Genomic DNA, 20,890 nt, shown 5'->3' with positions numbered 1-20,890 from the left:
CTGCGCTACGGCATCGTGCTGTTCACCAGCGACCGCGGCATCACCCCGGCCGCGGCCGCCCGTGCGGCCGAGCAGACCGGTTTCCATTCCTTCTACGTCCCCGAGCACACCCATATCCCGGTGCGCCGCGACGCCGCTCACCCGCAGACCGGCGACGCGAGCCTGCCCGACGACAGGTACATGCGCACCCTCGACCCGTGGGTCGCGCTGTCGACGGCGGCGGCGGTGACCGATCGCATCGAACTCGCGACGGCGGTGGCGCTGCCGGTCGAACACGATCCGATCACCCTGGCCAAGACCATCGCCTCGCTCGATCACCTGTCCGGTGGTCGCGTCGTCCTCGGCGCGGGATTCGGGTGGAATACCGACGAACTCACCGACCACGGTGTTCCGCCGGGTAAGCGTCGCACGGTGCTGCGCGAATACCTCGAGGCCATGCGCGCGCTGTGGAGCGAGGACGAGGCCGGCTATTCCGGGGAGTACGTCCGGTTCGGCCCCAGCTGGGCGTGGCCGAAGCCACCGAAACGGTCGGTGCCGGTCCTCATCGGCGCGGCCGGAACCGAGCGCACCTTCCGGTGGATCGCCGAATCGGCGGACGGCTGGATCACCACGCCGGGCGAAACCGATGTCACCGGTCGACTCGAATCGTTGCAGCGTATCTGGCATGAGGCCGGTCGGACGGGGCGTCCGCGCGTGGTCGCGCTGGACCTCAAACCGGATAAAGCGCGCCTGTCGGAGTGGGCGGAGGCCGGGGTCACCGACGTACTGTATGGCTTGCCGGACAAATCCGATTCCGACGTGCGCGCGTATCTGGATCGGCTGTCGGGCAAACTGCCCGATATCGAGTTGCCCGCCGACGGAGGAACCCCCTAGTGCGCATTGCTTTGTTGTCCTACCGCAGCAAAGCCCACTGCGGCGGCCAGGGTGTCTACATCCGCAGGCTGAGCACCGGGCTGGTCGAACTCGGTCACGAGGTCGAGGTCTTCTCGGGTCCGCCCTATCCCGAGGATCTCGACGACCGGGTGCGGCTGACCCGGGTACCGAGCCTGGATCTGTATCGCGATCCCGACCCGTTCCGCACACCGCGCCCGAGCGAGATCCACGATCGGATCGATCTGCTGGAACTGGCGACCATGTGGACGGCGGGCTTCCCCGAACCGCGCACGTTCAGCCTGCGGGCCGCCAGACTGCTGCGCGCCCGCGCCGGGGAGTTCGACGTCGTCCACGACAACCAGTGCCTCGGCTCGGGACTGCTCGACATCCAACAGTTGCTGCCCCTGGTCGCGACGATCCATCACCCGATCACCAAGGATCGCGAGGTCGATCTGGCCGCCGCGATCTGGCGCAAGAAACCACTCGTGCGCCGCTGGTACGGCTTCCTGGGGATGCAGCGGCGGGTGGCGGCCCGGATTCCGGATCTGCTGACCGTCTCGTCGTCGTCGGCGGCCGATATCGTCGCCGATTTCGATATCGCGCCCGAGCAGTTGCAGGTGGTGCCGCTCGGTGTCGACACCGAACTGTTCACCCCGGGCGCCGGGCCGCGCCATCCCGGCCGGATCGTCGCGGTGGCCAGCGCCGACAAACCGCTCAAGGGGATCAACCATCTCCTCCAGGCGCTGGTACGGCTGCGGGTGACCCACACGGTGGAACTGCAACTGGTCGCCAAACTGGAACCGAACGGGGCCACCGAGAAGGCGATCGCCGAACTCGGTCTGTCCGATATCGTCACCGTCCGCAGCGGGCTTACCGATCTCGAACTGGCCGAACTGCTCCGGTCCGCCGAAATCGCCTGTATCCCTTCGCTGTACGAGGGGTTCTCACTGCCCGCGGTCGAGGCGATGGCAAGCGGGACACCGCTGGTCGTCAGCCGGACCGGCGCGCTGCCCGAGGTCGTCGGCGAACCGGGGGTGTGCGCCGAACTCATCGAGCCGGGCGACCATCTCGAACTGGCCCGCGCGCTCGGCACGCTGCTGGACACCCCGCAGCAGCGGGCCCGCATGGGGATCGCCTGCCGCGAGCGCGCGGTGTCGGTCTTCAGCTGGGAATCGGTGGCCGCCCAGACCGCGCAGGTGTACCAGCGAGCCGTCGACCGTCGTTCGGCCCGCTCCGACGACGACACCGCAGGAGGACAGTCGTGCTGACCGTCGATTTCGATCGTCTGGGCATCGGCCCCGGAACCCGTGTCATCGACGTCGGCTGCGGCGCGGGCCGTCACTCCTTCGAAGCCTACCGCCGCGGAGCGGATATCGTCGCCTTCGACCAGGACGCCGAGGAACTGTCCGGGGTGGATCTGATGCTGCGGGCCATGGCGGAGGCCGAGCAGGTCCCGGCGGGAGCTGCGGCGCGGACGGTGTGCGGCGACGCGCTGGCCCTGCCGTTCGCCGACGGGGAATTCGACTGCGTCATCGCCTCGGAGATCCTCGAACACATTCCCGAGGACGACACGGCCATCGCCGAACTCATCCGCGTGCTTCGCCCCGGCGGCACGCTGGTGGTGACGGTGCCGCGCTGGCTGCCCGAACGGGTGTGCTGGGCGCTGTCGACCGAATACCACAGCAACGAGGGCGGCCACGTCCGCATCTACCGCGCCGACGAGCTGCGCGCCAAGATCGGCGGGCGCGGTGTGCGTTTCGCCCATCGCCATCACGCGCACGCGCTGCACGCGCCGTACTGGTGGCTCAAATGCGCTGTGGGAGTTCGCAAGGACGACCACGTCCTGGTCCGCGCCTATCACCGGCTGCTGGTCTGGGACATGATGAGCGGGCCGCGCACCACGCGGCTGGCGGAGAAATTGCTCGACCCGCTGGTCGGCAAGAGTGTCGCGCTGTATTTCAGCAAACCGGTGGTCGACCGTGTCGCGGCGTGAACCGCCGTTCGTCCCCGGGGTACTGAGCAGGCGGCAGAGTCTGCGGACCGGTGAATCCATCGCCGCCGAACAGGAACCCTCCGGCGCCATCCCGTGGTTCGGCGGCGGGCATACCGATCCGTGGGATCACATCGAATCGGCGATGGCGCTCACCGCGACCGGACTGCTCGACGAGGCGAAAGCCGCCTACCGGTGGTCGGCCGCGACCCAACGGCCCGATGGTTCCTGGCCGAGGCAGTTCCGGCTCGGCGTCGTCGAGGACGCCGGTACCGAAAGCAATTTCTGCGCCTATATCGCGACCGGTGTCTGGCATCACCTGCTGTGCACGGGCGATACCGACTTCGCGCGCGAGATGTGGCCGACGGTGCGCGCCGCCATCGATTTCGTCCTGGAACTCCAGGGTGAACACGGCCAGATCTATTGGGCGCGTGACGACAACGGGATCTTCGACGAGGCGCTGCTGACCGGATGTTCGAGCATGCACCACAGCATCGGCTGCGCGTCGGCGCTGGCCGGGGCGCTCGGGATCGAACGCCCCGACTGGGAATCGGCCCGCGCGCGACTGGGTTCGGCGATCCGGCAGCGCCCGGAGGTCTTCGCGGTCAAGGATCGCTACTCGATGGACTGGTACTACCCGATCCTCGGCGGCGCGATCACCGGTGACGCCGGTCGGGCCAGGATCGCGGCGCGGTGGCGGGATTTCGTTGTCGGCAATATCGGCATCCGTTGCGTCTCGGATCGGCCGTGGGTGACCGGGGCGGAAACCTGCGAACTGGTCATGGCGCTGGACTGTCTCGACGAGCGCGCACGCGCGCTGGATCTGTTCGCCGCCATGCAGCATCTGCGCGAGGCCGACGGTTCCTACTGGACCGGCCTCGTCTTCGCCGATGGTAAACGCTGGCCCGAGGAGCGCACGACCTGGACCGGCGCCGCGGTCGTACTCGCCGCCGACGCGCTGTCGCGCGCTACGCCGGGGAGCGGGATATTCCGCGACGCCGTCTTCCGGGACGCGGTCGCCGGGGTCGCGTCGACGGGCGCCGGATACGTCATCGCCTGAATCCGGCGCCCCGCTGCTTCAGGCCGGCGCGGGCGCCGCGATCCGTTCGAGGACGCGCAGCGAACCCGTGCAGGACGTTTCGCGGAATTCGCCGCCGTCCAGCGCGCGCCGGTAGATGCCGTACGGGGCCTGGCCACCGTCGTTCGGGTCGGGAAAGACATCGTGGATGGCCAGGGCGCTGCCGAGGGCGACCCATTTCGCCCAGCCCTCGTAGTCGCGTTGCGCGGCGATCTCGGTGTGTCCGCCGTCGATGAACAGCAGCGAGATCGGCGCCCGCCAGATCGGGGCGACGCGCACGGATTCGCCGACGATCGCGATCACGGTGTCGTCGAGTCCGGCGCGGACCATGGTCCTGCGGAATTCGGTGACGGTGTCGAAGCGTCCGGTCACCTCGTCGACCAGCGAAGTGTCGTGGTATTCCCAGCCCGGCTGGTGTTCCTCGGAACCGCGATGGTGGTCGATCGTGAACACCTGCGCATTTCGTGCGCGCGCGGCGGCGCCGAGCCATATGGCGGATTTACCGCAATATGTGCCGATTTCCACGATCGTCCCGTCGGCCGAATATCGCAGCGCCGCCTCGTAGAGCGCTTTGCCCTCCTCGAAAGGCATGAAACCGGGAACATCCGCCGCCAGATCGGCCCACTGTGAAATATCCGACGATCGAACAGAACTCGACACCATGTCATCGACCTATCCCTAGGTCCCTGAGCACGGCATTCGCGAAATGTCGAACCGCGTCATCAGGGAAAATACGAGCGGAGCGTATTGCTCCCGACCAGGCATAACAGTATCATCCAGACACATGTCCAGAGGCGATTCCAAGACTGTCGAAGCCACCCGTAGGCGCTTGACGGGAAAGCAGGCCGACACCGTCGAAAAACTCACAAGAGCCGCGGTGGAGGTCCTGTCACGCGAGGGTTTCGCCGGTATGACCATTCGCATGGTCGCCACCGCCGCCGGGGTGGGCACGGCCACCGCGTACACCTACTTCTCGTCGAAGGAACATCTCGTCGCGGAGATATTCTGGCGCCGTCTGCGCACCACGGATTCGCCCGCTTCCGACGATGCCGACCCGACGGTGCGGGTGGTGGCGGAACTGCGCAGCATCGCCCTGCTCGTCGCCGACGAACAGGAATTGTCCGGCGCGGTGAACAGCGCGCTGCTCGGTCGCGATCCCGATGTCGAACATCTGCGCGTGCGCATAGGGGCGGAAATTCGCAAGCGCATTTCCCGCGCACTCGGCGAGGATCCTGATCCGGAAGTCGTCGAATCGCTGGAATTACTGTATGCGGGCGCGCTGGTCAGGGCAGGCATGGGTTACGAATCGTATTCGGATATCGCGGACCGCCTGGAGCGGTCCGCGTTGCTCCTGCTGAAATGAATCCCGCGGATTCCTCGCGACATTCCTCCGACGCGATCGAACCCTTTCAGGTCGCGGCGGGGTCGGCGGCCAGCGCCGGAAGTATGTAGCGTCGCACATGCCGCCGCACCGACCCGGCGTCGTCGGGATCGATGGCGGTGCTCGGGGTCGTGCCGAGACTGATCAGCAGCCGCGCGACCCATTCCGACACCTCCGCGAGGTCGTGTCCGGCATGGATCTCGCCGCGCGCCGCCGCGGCCTCGACGTAGGGACGCCAGAACGAGGCCAGATCGGGGACGAACCCGGAGACACCCGCACCGGCGCAGACCGCGAATTCCCCCGGCTCGTCCAGGCGCAATCGCATGAGCAGGGCGCCGGGGTCGTCGTAGGCGCCGCGGCCGATGCGCACACCGGCGGTGACCTGCTCACCGAAGGTGTCGAACGTATCCAGTTCGGCGCGGGCGTCGGTCCAGAAGGCATCGGTCAGCCGGACGATCGCCGCGCCGATCAGGGCCGTCTTGTCGGGAAAATGCCGGTAGAGCCAGGCGCGCGAGACCCCGGCGGCCTCGGCGACCTCGCTGACCGTCGTCGCTCGGATCCCCTTGGTCGCCAACAACTTCTGCGCGGCGTCGAGCAGCCGATCCACCACCGTCGCCGTCGGTGCTTCGGTCACGCGCCTCGCTCTCCGGTTCGGCGTCCCCGAAGGAACGACATCGAGTTTCCCGAAAACCCTAGCAAGGTGTGGACAGATCTGAGAATGTGACTACTAGTAGACACTCTGAAAATTCTGTCTACTACTCGGCTCGGAAGGATCGGGATATGTATCAACCGCGGACCGCGGTCATCGGCGCCGGTATCAGCGGACTCACCGCGGGAAAGATGCTCAACGACTACGGCGTGCCGTACGTGTGTTTCGAGTCGTCGGACCGGGTGGGCGGCAACTGGGCCTTCGGCAATCCGAACGGGCACAGCAGCGCCTATCGATCGCTGCATATCGACACGTCCAAACATCAATTGTCGTTCCGGGATTTCCCCATGCCCGAGGACTTCCCCGACTTCCCGCACCACAGCCAGATCAAGCAGTACCTCGATGACTACGCCACCGCGTTCGGCCTCGGCGAGCACATCCAGTTCGAGAACGGTGTCGAACACGCGCGCCGCCTGCCCGACGGCGGCTGGGAACTGCGCACCCAGCGCACCGGAACCCAGTACTTCGATCTGCTCGTCGTCGCGAACGGCCACCACTGGGATCCGCGCTACCCCAGCTTCCCCGGCGAATTCACCGGGACCACCATGCACGCGCACCACTACATCGATCCCCGCACGCCGATGGACTTCACCGGAGCGCGGATCCTGGTGGTCGGCCTCGGCAACAGCGCGGCCGATATCGCCGTCGAACTGTCCTCGAAGGCGCTACAGAACACCCTGAGCCTGTCCACCCGCTCCGGCGCGTGGATCGTGCCCAAATATATCGCGGGCAAGCCTGCGGACAAGTACTTCCGTACCAGCCCGTACATCCCGTATTCGTGGCAGCGCAAGTTCATCCAGCTGGCCAGTCCGCTGACCTCGGGCAAGCCGGAGAACTACGGGCTGCCGACCCCCAATCACAAACTCTTCGAAGCACATCCGACCCAGTCGGTGGAACTGCCGCTGCGCCTCGGGTCTGGTGACGTGCTCCCGAAACCCGATATCGCGCGTTTCGACGGGCAGACCGTGCATTTCACCGACGGCACCGCCGACGATTTCGACGTCATCATCTACGCCACCGGCTACAACATCACCTTCCCGTTCTTCGACCCCGAATTCCTCAGCGCGCCCGACAATCGGATCGACCTGTACAAGCGGATGTTCGTGCCGGGTATCGAGGACCTGGTCTTCGCCGGGTTCGCCCAGTCGACGCCCACGCTGTTCCCGTTCGTGGAATGCCAGGCGCGACTGATCGGCGCCTACGCGGTCGGCCGGTACCGGCTGCCCGAACCGGAGCGGATGCGCGAGGTGATCGTCTCCGATCAGCAGCACTACACCGGGCATATGCTCGACCGCCCCCGCCACACCCAGCAGGTCGACTATTTCCTCTACGAACACGATATGCGGACACGCGAACTGCCCGAGGGCGCGCGGAGATCCCGCGCCCTCGGGCCACCGAAGTGGGCCGCCGTCAGTGACACGGTGCCGAACGCGGGAGTGCGACAGTGACGACGGACTATCGGGAAATCTCGTTCGACTCACACGGAACCAGATGCGATGCGTGGCTTTTCGGTGCGGACGGTGCCGACCGCCGCCCCGTGGTCGTCATGGCGCACGGTTTCGGCGGCACCAAGGATTCCGGTCTCGCGCCGTTCGCCCGACGGCTCGCGGCGGCGGGTGTCGCGGTATTCGCCTTCGACTACCGTGGCTTCGGCGCATCGGACGGCGAACCGCGACAACGGGTCTCGATGACGGCACAGGTGCAGGACTACCACGCCGCGATCGTCGCGGCCGCGCGGCAACCGGGCGTCGACCCGAAGCGCGTTGTGCTGTGGGGCATCTCGCAGTCCGGCGGCCACGCGCTGACGGTGGCGGCCGACCGTTCCGATATCCAGGGCGTCATCGCGGTGGTGCCGCTGGTCGACGGACTGGCCGCGGGCCGCACCGCGCTGACCCGGATCGGCGCCACCGCGATGGCCCGATCCGCGGTGACCGGGGTGCGCAGCGCGCTGGCGGGACGGCTCGGCCGCACCGCGACCATGATGCCGCTGGTCGGCAGGCCGGGCGAACACGCCGCGCTGACCGCCGACGGATACTACGAGAGCTACCTGGCGCTGGCGGGTCCGACCTGGCGCAACGAGGTCGACGCCGCCGTCGGACTCGAACTGGGCGGATACCGGGCCGACCGAAAGGCCGATCGCATCACCGCCCCGGTTCTCGTGCAGATCGCCGATTTCGACCGCGCCGCACCGCCGCATTCCGCGGCGAAGGCGGCCTTCAAGGCGCGGGCCGAAGTCAGGCACTACCCGTGCGACCATTTCGACCTCTTCTCCGGCAATCCGTATTTCGACGCCGCGGTCGACCATCAGGTGCGCTTCCTGCGCCGTCATCTGCGGCTGGACACAGCCGTTCCCGCGATCGAGGAGTCGGTATGAACGCCATTGTCGGAACGCCGGACAAGCGCTCGGCGCTGGTGATCGGCGGCGCGTCGGGCATCGGTTTCGCTACCGCGCGCACCCTGGCGGCGGAGGGCTACCGCGTGGTGATCGCCGATGTGAACGAGGAGGGCGCTCGGGAGGCGGCCGCCCGACTCGGCGGCGAGGTGACCGCGATCGCCATGGACGTCACCGACGAGGCGTCGGTGCAGCGAGGATTCGAGGCCGAACGGGGCGTGCACGCCGTGGTCGACTGCGCCGGACTCTCGATGCCCGGCGCGCTGACCGAACTCGAGCTCGCGCACTGGCGCACCACCATAGACGTCTGCCTGACCGGCACCTTCCTCGTCCTCAAACACGCGGGCAGGCAGATGGCCGACGGCGGCAGCATCATCTGCATCGCCTCGCTCAACGCACGCCAGGCCGGCACCGGCCTGGCCGCCTACTGCGCCGCCAAGGCGGGCGTGCTGATGCTGGTGCAGGTCGCCGCGCTCGAACTCGCCGAACGCGGCATCCGGGTCAACGCGATCTCCCCCGGCCTGGTCGACACCCCACTGGTCGCGGGGGCCGCGTTGGTGCCCGGTCTGATCGAGGAATACCTGGAGAACACCCCCCTCGGCCGCAGCGGACAACCCGAGGAAATCGCCGACGCCGTGGCCTTCCTCGCGTCGAGCCGGGCGGGATGGATGACCGGGTCGACCATCGATCTCAACGGCGGCGCGCACCTGCGCAGATACCCCGACGTCGTCGGCCGGGTGAAGGCGATGATGGACCAGGCCGCGCCATAACCGTTGCGGCGCAGTCGCTCACCCGTCGACGTCACTATCCGTCAAGGCCCGCCGGTAGGCGCCCGGCGTCGTCCCGACCCGAGCGCGGAAGCGGCGACGCAAGTTGACGACCGAGGTGAAGCCGACCCGGGCGGCGATCGCTTCGACCGGGAGGTCCGTGCGTTCCAGCAGCGTGCGGGCCTCGGCCACTCGCCGCGACGTCAACCAGAGGCCCGGACTCGTGTCCAGTCGGTCGGCGAAGCGCCGGGCCAGCGTACGGGTGGAGACACCGAGGTGGTCGGCCATGTCGTTCACCGAAAGCGTGGTTCCCAGGCGGGTTCCCGCCCATTCGAGGAGACCGTCCAGGGGATCGGCGGGCCGCGGACGCGGCGGCTGATCCCCGTCCCGGTGCGGTGGCATCACCATGTGTCGCGCCAGTAACTCCGCGTGCGCGGCACCGTGGTCCCGGCGAACCAGGTGCAGGCACAGGTCCATCCCGGCGCCCGCGCCGGCACTGGTGGCCACGTCGCCGTGATCCACGTACAGCCGGTTCGGCTCCACCCGCACCATCGGGAACTCCCGCGCGAGCTGTGCCGCGCGCGCCCAATGCGTGGTGGCTGTGCGGCCGTCGAGCAGGCCGGTTCGTGCGAGTGCGAATACTCCCGAACAGATCGTGACCAACCGCGCTCCACGGGCATGGGCCTGCAACAACGCGCGACGTACGCCGGGCGACAGCGGCGCCTCCAGCGGCGCCCAGCCCGGTATGAGCACGGTGTCCGCGGCGGCGAGCGCCGACAGGTCGTTGGCGACCGAGATCGCATACCCCGCGGTCGTCGGCACGGGGCCCGGGATCTGCGTGCACACCTCGAACTCGTAGTGCTGCGGCACCCCGGCCCGCCTCGTGCCGAACACTTCGACGGCACAGCCGAGTTCGAACGTCGACTGCACCGGACGGACCAGGGCCACCACGCGATGCACGGCAGAAAGATACCCACTGGCGTCCGCCTCGACACTGTCGCGTGCCGTGAACGCGCGCAAGGGTGGAATTCATGCACTCCGAAATCCTGGCCCAGGAGGGCTACACCTCCGTCTCGGTCGCCGAAGCGCCTGTCCGCGAACTCTTCCCCGGGATCCGACTCCGTCCGCTGTGGAAAGGCTCATCCGGCGCACACGCCGCCGTACTCGAGATGGACCCGGGAACCTCGTGGCCACACCGCGATGTGCACGGCCCGGGACCCGAAGAAGTCTACGTCCTCGCGGGCACCTTCGCCGACGGTGCGCGCGACTATCCGGCGGGCACATTTCTCCACGCTCCGGCGGGCACGTGGCATATTCCGGCCAGCGCCACCGGTTGCACCCTGTTCCTCTTCTACCCGGCGGGCTGACCCGCGGTTCCGGGGGCGGTGACTACTGTGTTCGTGGAATATCCCACGACATCGAGGAGAGTCATGTCCGACGACGGCAGTGTCGATCCGACGGCCGGTCCGGTGGTGGTCGAGGTGGCCGAGGTGGTGACGGCGATCGTTCGCGGTGAAGTGGCGGTGAGCGGGCTGCGTGACTTCTTCGACTCGTCGTTCCAGGTGCTGCCGCAGGTCATCGGTGAACAGGGGGCGACGATCGTCGGACCCGCGTACGCGCTGTTCCGGTCCATCTCCGAGGAATCGTGGGATCTCGACGTGGGCTTCGCGGTGGATCGGGAGTTGCGGCCGCAGGGCGAGGTCGTCGCGGATCGACTGCCCGCGGGGCGGGTCGCGCGGGTGGTGCACGTCGGCGGCTTCGACGGGCTCGGCGACGCGTGGGATCGGCTGGGATCGTGGATCGAGGAGCAGGGCGCCAACGCCGGGCCTGCGCGGTGGGAGGTCTACCACACGCGGCCCGCGCCCGATATGGATCCTTCGCTGTTGCGCACGGAACTGAACTGGCTGCTCAGTCCCTCCTGAAGCGGCGGGTCAGCGCGGTACGGGTTCGCCGATCTCGTAGGTGGTCGACCGGGATTCGCGTCGCCACAGGGTTCCTCCCTCGCCCGCGGTCGCCCCTTGGCGGACGAGTGCGCGTTTGAGGATCTTGTTGGTGGCCGTCGTCGGCAGGTCGGCGGCCAGGCGGACGAATCGCGGCCAGGCTTTGGGCGAGAGGTCCGCTTGTTCGCCGAGGAAGGCGGTCAACTCGCCAGGGGTCAGGGAAGTGTTGTCGCGCAGGACGATCGCGGCCATGACCGCGTCGCCGACGTGTTCGTCCGGGACGGCGTAGACCGCGACTCGGCTGACGGCGTCGAGGCGTTGCAGGATCCGTTCGATCGGTCCCGCGGCGAGGTTCTCACCGTCCACGCGCATCCAGTCCGCGGTGCGTCCGGCGAGGTAGATGTATCCCTCGGTGTCCTTGTAGGCCAGATCACCGGACCAGTACAGGCCGCCGCGGGTGCGTTCGGCGGTGGCGGCCTCGTCACCGTAGTAGCCCATGAACAGGCCGGTGCCGTCGGCGTTGACGAGTTCGCCGATGGCCTCGTCGGGATTGACCAGGGCGCCGTGCGTGTCGAAGACCGCGGGTGGGCATTCGGTGACGGTCTCCGAGTTGTACACGGCCACACCGGGATAGCCCTTCCCGATCGACCCGGGCGGGGTGCCGGGCTCCCTGGTGATGATGATCGCCAGTTCGGTCGAGCCGAATCCGTCCCATACCGTGCACCCGAAGCGGCGGGCGAATTCGTCGATGTCGCGGTCGGTGGCCTCGTTGCCGAAGGCCACCCGCAGCGGGTTGTCGGCGTCGTCGGGTCGCTGTGCGGTGGCGAGGATGTAGGCCAAGGGTTTGCCGACGTAGTTCATGTAGGTCGCGCCGTAGCGGCGGATATCGTCGAGGAAGGTCGAGGCCGAGAATTTGGCCGGCGCCATCGCCGCTCCGCTGACCAGCGCGACGCAGTAGCCGCCGAGGATCGCCGCGGAATGGAACAGCGGCATCGACAGGTAACAGATGTCGTCGGCGCCGATACCGAATCGCTCGACCAGCGGCGGGCCCGCGAAGGGCACCATCATGTGCGCCAACCGCACCGGTTTCGGGTTCCCGCTGGTGCCGGAGGTGAAGATCAGCATGAACGGGTCCATCGCGCCCGGCACACTGTGCGGGGTCAATTCCCCCGCACCGGCCAGCAATTCGGACCAGTCCGGCGCGGACAGGTCGAACACGGTGACACCCTCGAGGTCGAGCCCCTCGAGCAGTCCACGATGCTCGGCGTCGGTCAACAGGATCTGCACATCGGCACGCCGGATGTCGTCGGCGAGGGCCGCACCGCGGCGGGTGTTGTTGACCCCGACCGTGACATACCCACCGAGTGCCCCGGCCGCGAGGCTGGTCAGCATGTCCGGGGTATTGCCGAGCAGCGCGCCCACATGCATCGGGCGCGCGGGATCGGCGACCGACAGGATCGCCGCGGCCCGCCCGCGCGCCTCGGCGATGTGCTCACGCCAGGTCCAGGTCCGTCCGGAATAGGTGATCGCGAGGCAATCGTCGTCGGCTCGCGCGAGCAGAAGTTCGGTGACCGTTGCAGCCATGGGCACAATCTAGAACGGGTTCCAGGAATCCGTATACAGATTCGGAAAATTGTCTACTACCCCGCGTGACGGTCACTTCCGGGGCGCGTCGCCGTAGACCACCAACCAGATCGCCCGGCCCAACGCGGCGGCCAGCGCGTCGTCGGCGATACCCGAGGACGGCGCGAACGCGACGGTGATCGACCGCTCCACCATCGACGTCAGCACGATCGCCGTCGCCGCCGGATCGACCGAGGCATGGATCAGGCCGCGTTCGCGATCCGATTCCAGGCGCGCGCGAACCATGTCGACGAAGGTGGCGACCCGCTCGCGCCAGTACGCGCCGACATCACGGTCGTAGGCGGCCACCTCGCTCAGCGCGAGCAGCAGATACCGATGCTGCCGAAAGCCCGCGATCATCGCGCCGATCGCCGCGACGACACCGGATTCGTGGTCGGCGTGTTCGGTCTCCCACCACTGCTCCGCGGCGGCGAACAGATCCGCGGTGGCAAGGTCCGCCATGCGGATCAACAGTTGACTCTTGTCGGGAAAGTACCGGTAGAAGGTCGATCTGGCGGCCTGCGACGCGACCGCGATCTTCTGCACCGCGATCTCGGTGTAGGGCGTGCCGTCCGCGAGCAATTCCTCGACGGCGCGCAGCACGCGCTGTTCGAAATCGGCTCGGCGATCGTCGGACTGCTTGCGCGACGCCCGTGGCACCCGGGTCAGCGACGACATTCGCAGTCCACTGGCCACCGCCCGGCCGCTGCGCGCGGCGATCGTCCGATCGAAGGGTCCATGCGGCCCATTCTGCCGTGACCGTTTCGTCGTTGACATTCGACAGCCTTCGAAACACCATGTATCGGACATAGTGTCCGATACAAGTTTTACGAGGCGATGACGATGAACGACTCCCCCGTTATCCGCGCAGAGGACACCGATGTCGTCGTGGTCGGCGCGCGCTGCGCGGGATCGGCCACCGCGATCGCGCTCGCCCGTGCCGGCCGTCGCGTCATCGCCCTGGACAGCGCCGTTTTCCCGTCCGACACGCTGTCGACGCATCTGCTGTGGCCCGCCGGGGTCGCCGAACTCCAGCGACTCGGCGCGCTCGGGCGAGTCGAGGACACGGGCGCGCCGCATCTCACACGGGCACACGCGGACGGAGCGGGACACGTGGTGTCGACACCGTTCACCCCCGTAGACGGAATCGGCTACGCGATGTGCGTCCGTCGCGTTCGCCTCGATGCCGCCCTGGTCGCGACGGCCCGCGCGGCGGGTGTCGACATCCGCGAGAAATGCCGTGTCCTGGAACTCATCTGGGAGCGCGGACGCTGCCGCGGTGTCCGCTACCGCGACCCCGAAGGCGAGATCCGCGACGTGCGCGCCGTTCTCGTCGTCGGCGCCGACGGACGGCGCAGCACCGTGGCGCAACTGGTCGGCACGCGAGAACCTTTCGCGGACAGGCCCAGTGGGCGCGACTGCTATTTCGCCTACTGGCGCGACAGCGAGGACGCGCAACGCCACATCGCGGCGCAGTGGCGCGCGGGCACCGATCTCGGCACCGCGTTCCCCTGCGACGACGGCCTGGTCCTGAGCCTGGTCCAGCCGCCCGCCGAGCCGGGTCCGCTACGTCCGGGCGACGCCGAGCGGCGCTACGAACAGGCCATCGGACGACTCCCCGGCCTGGCCGAACGTCTGCGCGGCGCGACCCGCGTCGGCCGTGTGCGGTCAGCGACGAATCTGTCCTCGTACTTCCGTCGTTCCGCCGGTCCCGGATGGGCGCTGGCGGGCGACGCCGGACATTTCAAGGATCCGATCACCGCGCAGGGCATCCGCGACGCGCTGCGCTACGGGCGGATTCTGGGCGAACGGACCGCGCCGGTGCTCGGAGATCCCGTCGCACTCGACCGCGCGCTGCGCGACTGGGAGCGACTGCGCGTGCGCGAATGCGAGGGCCTCTACCAGTGGACGAATCGACTGGCACGCGGAGAAGCCATGCGGCCATGGGAGATCGAGCTGTACCGCACGGCCGCCGGGGATCCGAGGTTCGCCTCGGCGGTGACCGACCTGTTCTCCCGCATCGCCGAACCCGCCGACCTGTTCACGCCCTACCAGGCCCTGTCGCTCTCGACACGCGCCCTGTGGCACTCGCGGGCACATCCGGTCGCGGTGGTTCGCGACGCCGCGCGCGAGGTCCGCGATATCGCCGCCGACCGGCTGGAGTCGTGGCGCACTCTGCGCGCCGAGCACCCACCACGGCCGCGGCCCGACACGCGGACGTCCCCTACCTCCAGCGCCCGACCGGTCACCAGTTGCCCAGGAGATCACCATGTTTGAACCCCAACCGAATCCGACAGCGTTCGGACGACGAGATCTGCTGCGCGGCGCGTTGGCGGGTGCGGCGCTGACCGGCGCGGCGCTGACCGCGACACCGCTGTTCGGCGCACCCGCGAGCGCGGGTGAACCACGACGTGCCCCGGCACTGCATACCGGCGGGCGGACCGTCGCGATTCTGGGCGGCGGCATGGCCGGGCTCAGCGCCGCGCACGAACTCGTCGAACGCGGATACGAGGTGACCGTCTACGAACCGGACTACCTCGGCGGCAAAGCGCGCAGCATGGGCGTTCCGAACACGGCGGCGGGCGGCAGGCTCGACCTGCCGGGCGAACACGGCTTCCGGTTCTTTCCCGGTTGCTACCAACATGTTCCGGACACGATGGCGCGAATCCCGTTCCCCGGCAATCCCAACGGCGTCGCCGACAATCTCGTACGCGTCGAGGGGGCGGTCGCCGGATTCCGTGGCAGGCCGCCGATCTTCGCGCCGGTGGAGGCGGGATCACTGGACCAGCTGACGCTGGAACTGTTGCAGAACAGCATTATCGGCGCGTTCAGCTTCATCCCGGAGTTACCGCCCGCCGAACTCGCGTTCTTCGCCAAGCAGATGATGGTGTGGTTCACCTCGAGTCCCGAACGCCGTTTCGGACAGTGGGAGTACGTGACCTGGGAGCAGATCATGCACGCGAACGGCAAGTCGCGCGCCTATCAGGACTACCTCGTCAACGCGCTGACCCGCATCACCGTCGCCGCGAAACCGCATCTCAGCTCCGCACGCACCATCGGCACGATCGGCGAGGCGCTCGTGCTCGCGGCGACCGGACTCATCCCCCAGTTCTCCGGCGGCGTCGACCGCATCCTCAATCGCCCCACCAACGAGGCCTGGATCGATCCGTGGGTGAATTACCTGGGCGGGCGCGGGGTCCGTTTCGTCCTCGGACAGCGGGCGACGGCGTTGCGGTTGCGCGACGGCGTGATCGGTTCGGCCACGGTCGTGGATTCGCGCGGTGTCGCCTCCACGGTCACCGCGGACTGGTTCGTCTGCGCGATTCCGGTGGAGCGGGCCGTTGACCTGCTCGGCGACGAGATCATCGACGCCGACCCGCGACTGGCGGGTATGCGCGAACTCCAGACCGATTGGATGGTCGGGATCCAGTACTACCTGACCTCGCCGACCGAGATCCCCGAAGGTCACATCGCCGCGCTCGGCACACCGTGGGCTCTCACCGCGTTGCGGCAGGCTCCCATGTGGGTCGGCGATTTCGCGGCGCGCTACGGCGACGGCTCGGTTCGCGAATGCCTGTCCGTCGACATCTCCGACTGGGATTCACCGGGCATCCTGTACAACCGGCCCGCGAAACAGTGCACCGCGACCGAGGTCGCCGCCGAGGTCTGGGCGCAGCTGTGCGAATGGCTCAACACCGGAACCGATTGGCTGCGGCGCGAGGACATTCATTCCTGGCATATCGATCCCGGTATCACCTGGTCCGGCGGGACGACGCGCAATGCGACGCCGCTGCTGGTGAATACGGTCGGGTCCTACGATCACCGACCCGACGCCCACTGCGCGATCCCGAATCTGTTCTTCGGCGGCGACCACGTCCGCAGTCATATCGACCTGGCGACGATGGAGAGCGCCAACGAATCGGGACGGGCGGCGGCCAACGCGATACTCGACGCCGCCGACGATCCGGCCGAGCGCGCGGCCATCTTCCCGCTCGTGGCGTTGCCGATATTCGAACCGGCCAAACGGATCGACGCCGATCGGTTCCGGGCCGGGCTTCCCCACCTTCTGGAGGGTTGAGCCCGGCCGGTCGGGATCCGGGTCGGATCTAGCTCGCGGGCAGGAGCGCCGCGAGCCTGCGGATATCGCGCGCGGTGGCGCGCGCGGTCCAGATGATCGCGGTGTGGGCGGTGGCCTCGACGGCCAGGCCTGCCGCCCGCATGGCGCACGAGGTGAACGCGCGGGCCGCCACGCTCACCCGATGCCGCGTGGTCTCGGTGGCGTTGTCGAATTCCACCGGCAGTTCGTCACCCCAGAACATGGTCCTGGTCGCACCGCGTTGCATACAGTCGAGCACGCCGTCACGCACCCGGTCGTCGAAGCTGTAACTGCTGGTCGCGACGGCGATGGTGTCCGCGTGCAGTTCGTGCAGCGGGGCGTCGAGCACCTGGTCGAGATCGACCACGAGCAGGCCGAGGATCTCCAGCGAGCGGAGATCGCGGTGGTCGGCGACGGCGACGGTCACTTCCCATCCCGCGGTGGTCATATCGAACATCCACCCGCCCAGATCGCGCACGGCGTCGGCCGCCGCGGGGGCGATGACGACGAGTCTGCGGCGCAGCGGACGGCGGTCGATGTCGGCCCGCCAGTCGGCAACGGATCGGAAGCCGATGCGGCGATCGACGGATTCTGCGATGTGTCGAGCCATAATTCTCATTCCGTTCTCGTGCGATCACGACAGACCTGCCACCGAAGCGCTCCACGCGCGGCGACCGTCGTACGGCATCGAGGCAGCACGAAGTCGTGCCGCGGTCGCGGCGAGGTTTCGGATGTCAGGCCGAGGGACATACGCGCGATGCTGAGGACTGGGGGTGCATCGGCTTCCTCGGACGCCTGTCGAAGCCAACAGTAACCGGGTTATCTCTTGCAATCCAGTCGTTGCGCACATCACATGTGTGATACATGTCACACATAGCAGAAAGGTAGCAGGAACGAGTCAGTGATTGTACGGCGACGAGTAGTTGGGGTCGATCTCGTTGACTCGACTTCCCGAACGCGCCGCGTTCGCGTCGACGGTATTGTCGTTGGTCAGGCGAAACACCGCCCGTTCCAGCGTCGGCAGGATCTCGGTGATCTCGATCTGCTTGTCCACGAATCGGCCGATCAGCGCGAACGACATATTTGCCAGCACGAGACCGACATCCTCCGCGTAGCGCGGATCGGCGGCCTCGAATAGCGGGATCGCGATAGGCATGACCGCGCTCACCCCCTGGTTGTCCAGGCCGTCTCCACCCGCACCGTGACGCGCCCGGTAGTACGCCTCCAGCATCTTGGGATTGTCCTCCCACGGGGAGAAGATGTAGGTCAGCAGGCGCATCATGCCGTCGTAGAGCGACTCGTTCTCACCGGGCGGCTTCACCGCCGAATACGCGTTGACGGCCATCCAGCGCCCGACGGCGGCCACGAGCAACGCGTCCCTGGTGGCGAAATGCTTGTAGACCGTCGCCAACGACATGTGGGCCCGCTTGGCCACCTCTCTCAGCTGGACGGCGTCGTAACCGTCCGACTCGAGCAGTTCGATCACCACGGTGATGATCTGCTCGCATGTCGCCTCGTCTCGTTGCCGACTCACGCATTCACCCTAAACGGCAGGTCACAGTAACTGCATTACTCTCGGCGAATTCGGTCGGCCGAATTCACACCCCGCGCCCACATCACGCCGATCCGGTCAGAACCGCTCGTAGCCGCGTCGTGTCGGCTTCGCTCCAGCCCGCAGGCGCGAGGATGGCGGCCCAGGAATCGGCGATGGCCGCGTGGAAGGTGTGGCCGTGGCCGTCGGGGACGTCGACCGATACCGCCATATCGGCCGATACCTGGAGAAAGGTCACCACGGGGTACCAGCGCGTCGCGGGCAGGACGTCGTCGCCGCGTGGTTCGCGCAGCCAATCCGGTTCGCGGAACAGCAATTCCGGTGTCCACCAGGTGATCGGATCGGAGGCGTGCTGGAGATAGACCACGCGCGGTGACGGCCACTCCGACGCCGGCCGCCCCAGATCGGGTGCGCGAGCGACGAAGCGCACGATGCGCCCGTCCCGATAGATCGGGAGCCATTCGGGTGAACCCGAGTCCCGGCGGGCGGTGACGTCCCGCCACACCTCGTTGCTCGCGGTGGGACCGACGAACAACACGCCGTCGGTGCGCGCGGCCATGTCCTGCACGCCGGAGAAGGCAGCCTCGCCGCCGAACGAGCCGAGACTCTCACCGAAGACGACCAGTTTCGGCCTGGCGTCCATCGCGAGCGTCGACCATCGCGCGTAGACCGCGTCGAACAACGCGCGACCGGCGCGGCGCGCGCGTTCCTTGTCCACGACGAAGGAGATCCAGCTCGGTAGATACGAGTACTGCATACTCACCAGCGCGGTATCGCCGTTGTAGAGGTATTCCACTGCGGCGGCGGTTCTTTCGTTGATCCAGCCGGTGCCCGTCGTCGTCGCGACGCCGAGCACAGCCCGCTGGAATCCGCCCGCGCGCTCCAACTCGGCGACCGCGAGAGCCGCCTCCTCCTCCGGTGTCGGCGCCGATGCCAACCCGGTGTAGACGCGCACCGGCGTGCTCGCGGGTCGGCCGCTGAAGGTGGCCAATTGCGCCGCGGTCGGCCCGCCCGCGACGAAGATGCGGCCCTGGCGACCGAGCGATTCCCAGCTCACCAGCGACCCGGGTCCACCGGAACGCTCCGGCCCCTGCGGTGCGTCGATCTCGGCGCCGATCTCGTTGTTCACATTCTTGAACACGTCGTTGAGCAGCGTCATCCCCGCATCGGCGACGACACCGTTCAGAATGCCGACCGCCCCGACGACCACGACCAGACAGGCGGCCACCACCGCGACCCGATCCGGCAGCACCCGGCCGAGCACACCCGCGATCGCGCGCGCCACCCACACCACCGCCCTCGCGGTCAGCAGCAACGCCGCGAAGATGATCACCGCGACGATCACGATGGTCGGATAGGCACGCCAGGACAGGCCGTCGACCTCCATGAGGGTGCGCAGATCCCGCTGCCAGTGGGCGAACCAGAGGAAAACCCCCACCGAACCCGCCACCGCGAGCACGGCCAGCCCCATCCACACCGCCCCGCCCGGGCGCGGGGGTCGGCGTCGCACCATCCAGAACGCCACGGCCGCGAGCAGTGTCCCGAGGCCGTAGCCGACGAATGCCGCCGCACCCGACACGATGCCCTGGAACAGCGGTCCGCGTGGCAGCAGTGACGGGGTCAGCGAAATCCACGCCACCAGCAGGGCCAGCACCATTCCGGTGAACGACAGGCCGTGCGGATCGCGTGGTGGCCGGGCGACCTCGGACTCCGGTTCGGTCGGCGCATTCCGCACGCTCGGTCCTGAATCCATCCGCATTCCTTTGCGATTCGACCGGTCTCCCGTGCGACCGGCACGTCAGCGGGATGTTCGCCACAGATCCGCGAGCAGGTTGCCACATGGTCGCCGCTGCGGATCGCCCGCGCAAGCACCCCCGCCGGTGTCGTCACCGTGTGGTGCCCGGCCATCCTCGTGGTGCGTCGGCCCTGTACCGGGTATCCGCCCCACATCGGTTGTTCGAACGCGAAGGAGTAGACATGCCCGAGGGCAGCGCACATGCCGGGTCGGTTCTCGGCGCTTTCGTCGCGGGTGCCGACTACCCGGTCCTCGTGGTGACGACCCGCAAGGGGCCACTGCGGGCGGGTTGCCTGGTGGGGTTCGCCACCCAGGTCAGCATCGACCCGCCCCGTTTCCTCGTCGCCCTTTCCAAGAAGAATCACACCTACGCCCTCGCCCGCGAGGCCCATCACCTCGCGGTTCACCTGCTCGACAGCGGACAGACCTCGCTGGCGACCCTGTTCGGCGCGGAAACGGGTGACGACATCGACAAATTCGCGCACTGCGACTGGCACCCCGGCCCCGCCACCCTGCCGATACTCGACGCCGCTGCGGGCTGGTTCTGCGGGCGGATCCTCGACACACACGATCTCGGCGACCACGTCGGCTTCGTCCTGGCGCCGGAAGCCGGTTCCGCTCCGGCACCGGATATCACCGCACTGCGTTACGACCGGGTGGCCGCGCTTGAGCCCGGTCACGAAGCCTGATCCGG

At 68.0% G+C, this 20,890-nt stretch carries 21 protein-coding genes; 13 read left to right on the top strand and 8 right to left on the bottom strand.

Annotation, left to right across the window (positions count from 1 at the left end):
• Genes DAT37_RS38310 through DAT37_RS38295 form a run of 4 tightly spaced genes read left to right on the top strand, consistent with a single transcriptional unit; the run spans position 1 to position 3,923 of the window.
• Positions 1-873 carry an LLM class F420-dependent oxidoreductase gene (locus DAT37_RS38310; protein WP_232840265.1) on the top strand — a complete coding sequence of 291 codons (873 nt, stop codon included), beginning with the start codon at positions 1-3 and terminating at the stop codon, positions 871-873.
• The gene (locus tag DAT37_RS38305) at positions 873-2,141 is read left to right on the top strand and encodes a glycosyltransferase family 4 protein (protein WP_109529837.1); all 1,269 of its coding nucleotides are present in this window, start codon (positions 873-875) and stop codon (positions 2,139-2,141) included. The genes DAT37_RS38310 and DAT37_RS38305 overlap by 1 nt, the downstream gene beginning before the upstream one ends.
• Positions 2,135-2,866: a class I SAM-dependent methyltransferase gene (locus tag DAT37_RS38300; RefSeq protein ID WP_109529836.1), complete on the top strand. Its 732-nt coding sequence runs from the start codon at positions 2,135-2,137 to the stop codon at positions 2,864-2,866. Before DAT37_RS38305 ends, DAT37_RS38300 begins: the two co-directional genes overlap by 7 nt.
• Positions 2,853-3,923, top strand: a complete 1,071-nt coding sequence (locus tag DAT37_RS38295; protein WP_109529835.1) for a glucosidase family protein — start codon at positions 2,853-2,855, stop codon at positions 3,921-3,923. The genes DAT37_RS38300 and DAT37_RS38295 overlap by 14 nt, the downstream gene beginning before the upstream one ends.
• Positions 3,924-3,941: 18 nt before the next feature.
• On the opposite strand, the gene DAT37_RS38290 is transcribed toward DAT37_RS38295, so the two are convergent.
• On the bottom strand, positions 3,942-4,604 hold the full coding sequence (locus DAT37_RS38290) for a class I SAM-dependent methyltransferase (RefSeq protein WP_109529834.1): 663 nt from the start codon (positions 4,602-4,604) through the stop codon (positions 3,942-3,944).
• A gap of 121 nt (positions 4,605-4,725) precedes the next feature.
• Between DAT37_RS38290 and DAT37_RS38285 the strand changes: the two genes are divergently transcribed.
• Entirely contained in the window at positions 4,726-5,304 is a 579-nt protein-coding gene (locus tag DAT37_RS38285) for a TetR/AcrR family transcriptional regulator (RefSeq protein WP_109529833.1), read from the top strand.
• Between the two features lie 46 nt (positions 5,305-5,350).
• Here DAT37_RS38285 and DAT37_RS38280 read toward each other — a convergent pair whose 3' ends face one another.
• Positions 5,351-5,956: a TetR/AcrR family transcriptional regulator gene (locus DAT37_RS38280; RefSeq protein WP_109529832.1), complete on the bottom strand. Its 606-nt coding sequence runs from the start codon at positions 5,954-5,956 to the stop codon at positions 5,351-5,353.
• A 146-nt stretch (positions 5,957-6,102) separates the two neighbouring features.
• On the opposite strand from DAT37_RS38280, the gene DAT37_RS38275 reads away from it, so the two are divergent.
• Genes DAT37_RS38275 through DAT37_RS38265 form a run of 3 tightly spaced genes read left to right on the top strand, consistent with a single transcriptional unit; the run spans position 6,103 to position 9,193 of the window.
• Positions 6,103-7,479, top strand: a complete 1,377-nt coding sequence (locus DAT37_RS38275; RefSeq protein ID WP_109529831.1) for a flavin-containing monooxygenase — start codon at positions 6,103-6,105, stop codon at positions 7,477-7,479.
• Positions 7,476-8,405: an alpha/beta hydrolase gene (locus DAT37_RS38270; protein ID WP_109529830.1), complete on the top strand. Its 930-nt coding sequence runs from the start codon at positions 7,476-7,478 to the stop codon at positions 8,403-8,405. The genes DAT37_RS38275 and DAT37_RS38270 overlap by 4 nt, the downstream gene beginning before the upstream one ends.
• Positions 8,402-9,193, top strand: a complete 792-nt coding sequence (locus tag DAT37_RS38265) for an SDR family NAD(P)-dependent oxidoreductase (protein WP_198654647.1) — start codon at positions 8,402-8,404, stop codon at positions 9,191-9,193. Before DAT37_RS38270 ends, DAT37_RS38265 begins: the two co-directional genes overlap by 4 nt.
• A gap of 18 nt (positions 9,194-9,211) precedes the next feature.
• Here the strand turns inward: DAT37_RS38265 and DAT37_RS38260 are convergent, their stop codons facing one another.
• Complete coding sequence (locus DAT37_RS38260) at positions 9,212-10,150, bottom strand: GlxA family transcriptional regulator (RefSeq protein ID WP_109529945.1); 939 nt, start codon at positions 10,148-10,150, stop codon at positions 9,212-9,214.
• 71 nt (positions 10,151-10,221) lie between these two features.
• On the opposite strand from DAT37_RS38260, the gene DAT37_RS38255 reads away from it, so the two are divergent.
• Positions 10,222-10,557 (top strand): cupin domain-containing protein, encoded by a 336-nt coding sequence (locus tag DAT37_RS38255; protein ID WP_109529944.1) that lies wholly within the window; start codon positions 10,222-10,224, stop codon positions 10,555-10,557.
• 63 nt (positions 10,558-10,620) lie between these two features.
• A complete protein-coding gene (locus tag DAT37_RS38250; protein WP_109529829.1) occupies positions 10,621-11,112 on the top strand; it encodes a GyrI-like domain-containing protein in 492 nt (163 codons plus the stop codon).
• A gap of 9 nt (positions 11,113-11,121) precedes the next feature.
• Here the strand turns inward: DAT37_RS38250 and fadD1 are convergent, their stop codons facing one another.
• Positions 11,122-12,714 carry a fatty-acid--CoA ligase FadD1 gene (gene fadD1, locus DAT37_RS38245; protein WP_109529828.1) on the bottom strand — a complete coding sequence of 531 codons (1,593 nt, stop codon included), beginning with the start codon at positions 12,712-12,714 and terminating at the stop codon, positions 11,122-11,124.
• A gap of 72 nt (positions 12,715-12,786) precedes the next feature.
• The gene (locus DAT37_RS38240; protein WP_109529943.1) at positions 12,787-13,431 is read right to left on the bottom strand and encodes a TetR/AcrR family transcriptional regulator; all 645 of its coding nucleotides are present in this window, start codon (positions 13,429-13,431) and stop codon (positions 12,787-12,789) included.
• A gap of 165 nt (positions 13,432-13,596) precedes the next feature.
• On the opposite strand from DAT37_RS38240, the gene DAT37_RS38235 reads away from it, so the two are divergent.
• The gene (locus tag DAT37_RS38235; RefSeq protein WP_109529942.1) at positions 13,597-15,030 is read left to right on the top strand and encodes an NAD(P)/FAD-dependent oxidoreductase; all 1,434 of its coding nucleotides are present in this window, start codon (positions 13,597-13,599) and stop codon (positions 15,028-15,030) included.
• Positions 15,023-16,831 (top strand): hydroxysqualene dehydroxylase, encoded by a 1,809-nt coding sequence (locus DAT37_RS38230; protein WP_109529827.1) that lies wholly within the window; start codon positions 15,023-15,025, stop codon positions 16,829-16,831. Before DAT37_RS38235 ends, DAT37_RS38230 begins: the two co-directional genes overlap by 8 nt.
• 28 nt (positions 16,832-16,859) lie before the next feature.
• Here the strand turns inward: DAT37_RS38230 and DAT37_RS38225 are convergent, their stop codons facing one another.
• From DAT37_RS38225 to DAT37_RS38215, 3 genes are all read right to left on the bottom strand, one after another.
• On the bottom strand, positions 16,860-17,459 hold the full coding sequence (locus DAT37_RS38225; RefSeq protein WP_109529826.1) for a hypothetical protein: 600 nt from the start codon (positions 17,457-17,459) through the stop codon (positions 16,860-16,862).
• Positions 17,460-17,747: 288 nt separating this feature from the next.
• Positions 17,748-18,383: a TetR family transcriptional regulator gene (locus DAT37_RS38220; protein WP_232840255.1), complete on the bottom strand. Its 636-nt coding sequence runs from the start codon at positions 18,381-18,383 to the stop codon at positions 17,748-17,750.
• Between the two features lie 82 nt (positions 18,384-18,465).
• Positions 18,466-20,154 carry an alpha/beta hydrolase gene (locus DAT37_RS38215; RefSeq protein ID WP_232840254.1) on the bottom strand — a complete coding sequence of 563 codons (1,689 nt, stop codon included), beginning with the start codon at positions 20,152-20,154 and terminating at the stop codon, positions 18,466-18,468.
• 224 nt (positions 20,155-20,378) lie between these two features.
• On the opposite strand from DAT37_RS38215, the gene DAT37_RS38210 reads away from it, so the two are divergent.
• Positions 20,379-20,885, top strand: a complete 507-nt coding sequence (locus DAT37_RS38210) for a flavin reductase family protein (RefSeq protein WP_109529824.1) — start codon at positions 20,379-20,381, stop codon at positions 20,883-20,885.
• Positions 20,886-20,890 lie beyond the last annotated feature (5 nt).

The organism is Nocardia aurea (assembly GCF_003123685.1).
GTDB classification, from domain to species: domain Bacteria; phylum Actinomycetota; class Actinomycetes; order Mycobacteriales; family Mycobacteriaceae; genus Nocardia; species Nocardia aurea.
This window is presented reverse-complemented; position numbering and strand designations above follow the sequence as displayed.

Bases quoted from the DNA above. Each gene is read 5' to 3' on its own strand.
- fadD1 (WP_109529828.1), bottom strand. From the start codon at position 12,714: ATGGCTGCAACGGTCACCGAACTTCTGCTCGCGCGAGCCGACGACGAT.
- DAT37_RS38210 (WP_109529824.1), top strand. From the start codon at position 20,379: ATGCCCGAGGGCAGCGCACATGCCGGGTCGGTTCTCGGCGCTTTCGTC.
- DAT37_RS38285 (WP_109529833.1), top strand. From the start codon at position 4,726: ATGTCCAGAGGCGATTCCAAGACTGTCGAAGCCACCCGTAGGCGCTTG.
- DAT37_RS38250 (WP_109529829.1), top strand. From the start codon at position 10,621: ATGTCCGACGACGGCAGTGTCGATCCGACGGCCGGTCCGGTGGTGGTC.
- DAT37_RS38290 (WP_109529834.1), bottom strand. From the start codon at position 4,604: ATGGTGTCGAGTTCTGTTCGATCGTCGGATATTTCACAGTGGGCCGAT.
- DAT37_RS38235 (WP_109529942.1), top strand. From the start codon at position 13,597: ATGAACGACTCCCCCGTTATCCGCGCAGAGGACACCGATGTCGTCGTG.
- DAT37_RS38265 (WP_198654647.1), top strand. From the start codon at position 8,402: ATGAACGCCATTGTCGGAACGCCGGACAAGCGCTCGGCGCTGGTGATC.
- DAT37_RS38230 (WP_109529827.1), top strand. From the start codon at position 15,023: ATGTTTGAACCCCAACCGAATCCGACAGCGTTCGGACGACGAGATCTG.
- DAT37_RS38240 (WP_109529943.1), bottom strand. From the start codon at position 13,431: ATGTCGTCGCTGACCCGGGTGCCACGGGCGTCGCGCAAGCAGTCCGAC.
- DAT37_RS38275 (WP_109529831.1), top strand. From the start codon at position 6,103: ATGTATCAACCGCGGACCGCGGTCATCGGCGCCGGTATCAGCGGACTC.
- DAT37_RS38255 (WP_109529944.1), top strand. From the start codon at position 10,222: ATGCACTCCGAAATCCTGGCCCAGGAGGGCTACACCTCCGTCTCGGTC.
- DAT37_RS38215 (WP_232840254.1), bottom strand. From the start codon at position 20,154: ATGGATTCAGGACCGAGCGTGCGGAATGCGCCGACCGAACCGGAGTCC.
- DAT37_RS38225 (WP_109529826.1), bottom strand. From the start codon at position 17,459: ATGGCTCGACACATCGCAGAATCCGTCGATCGCCGCATCGGCTTCCGA.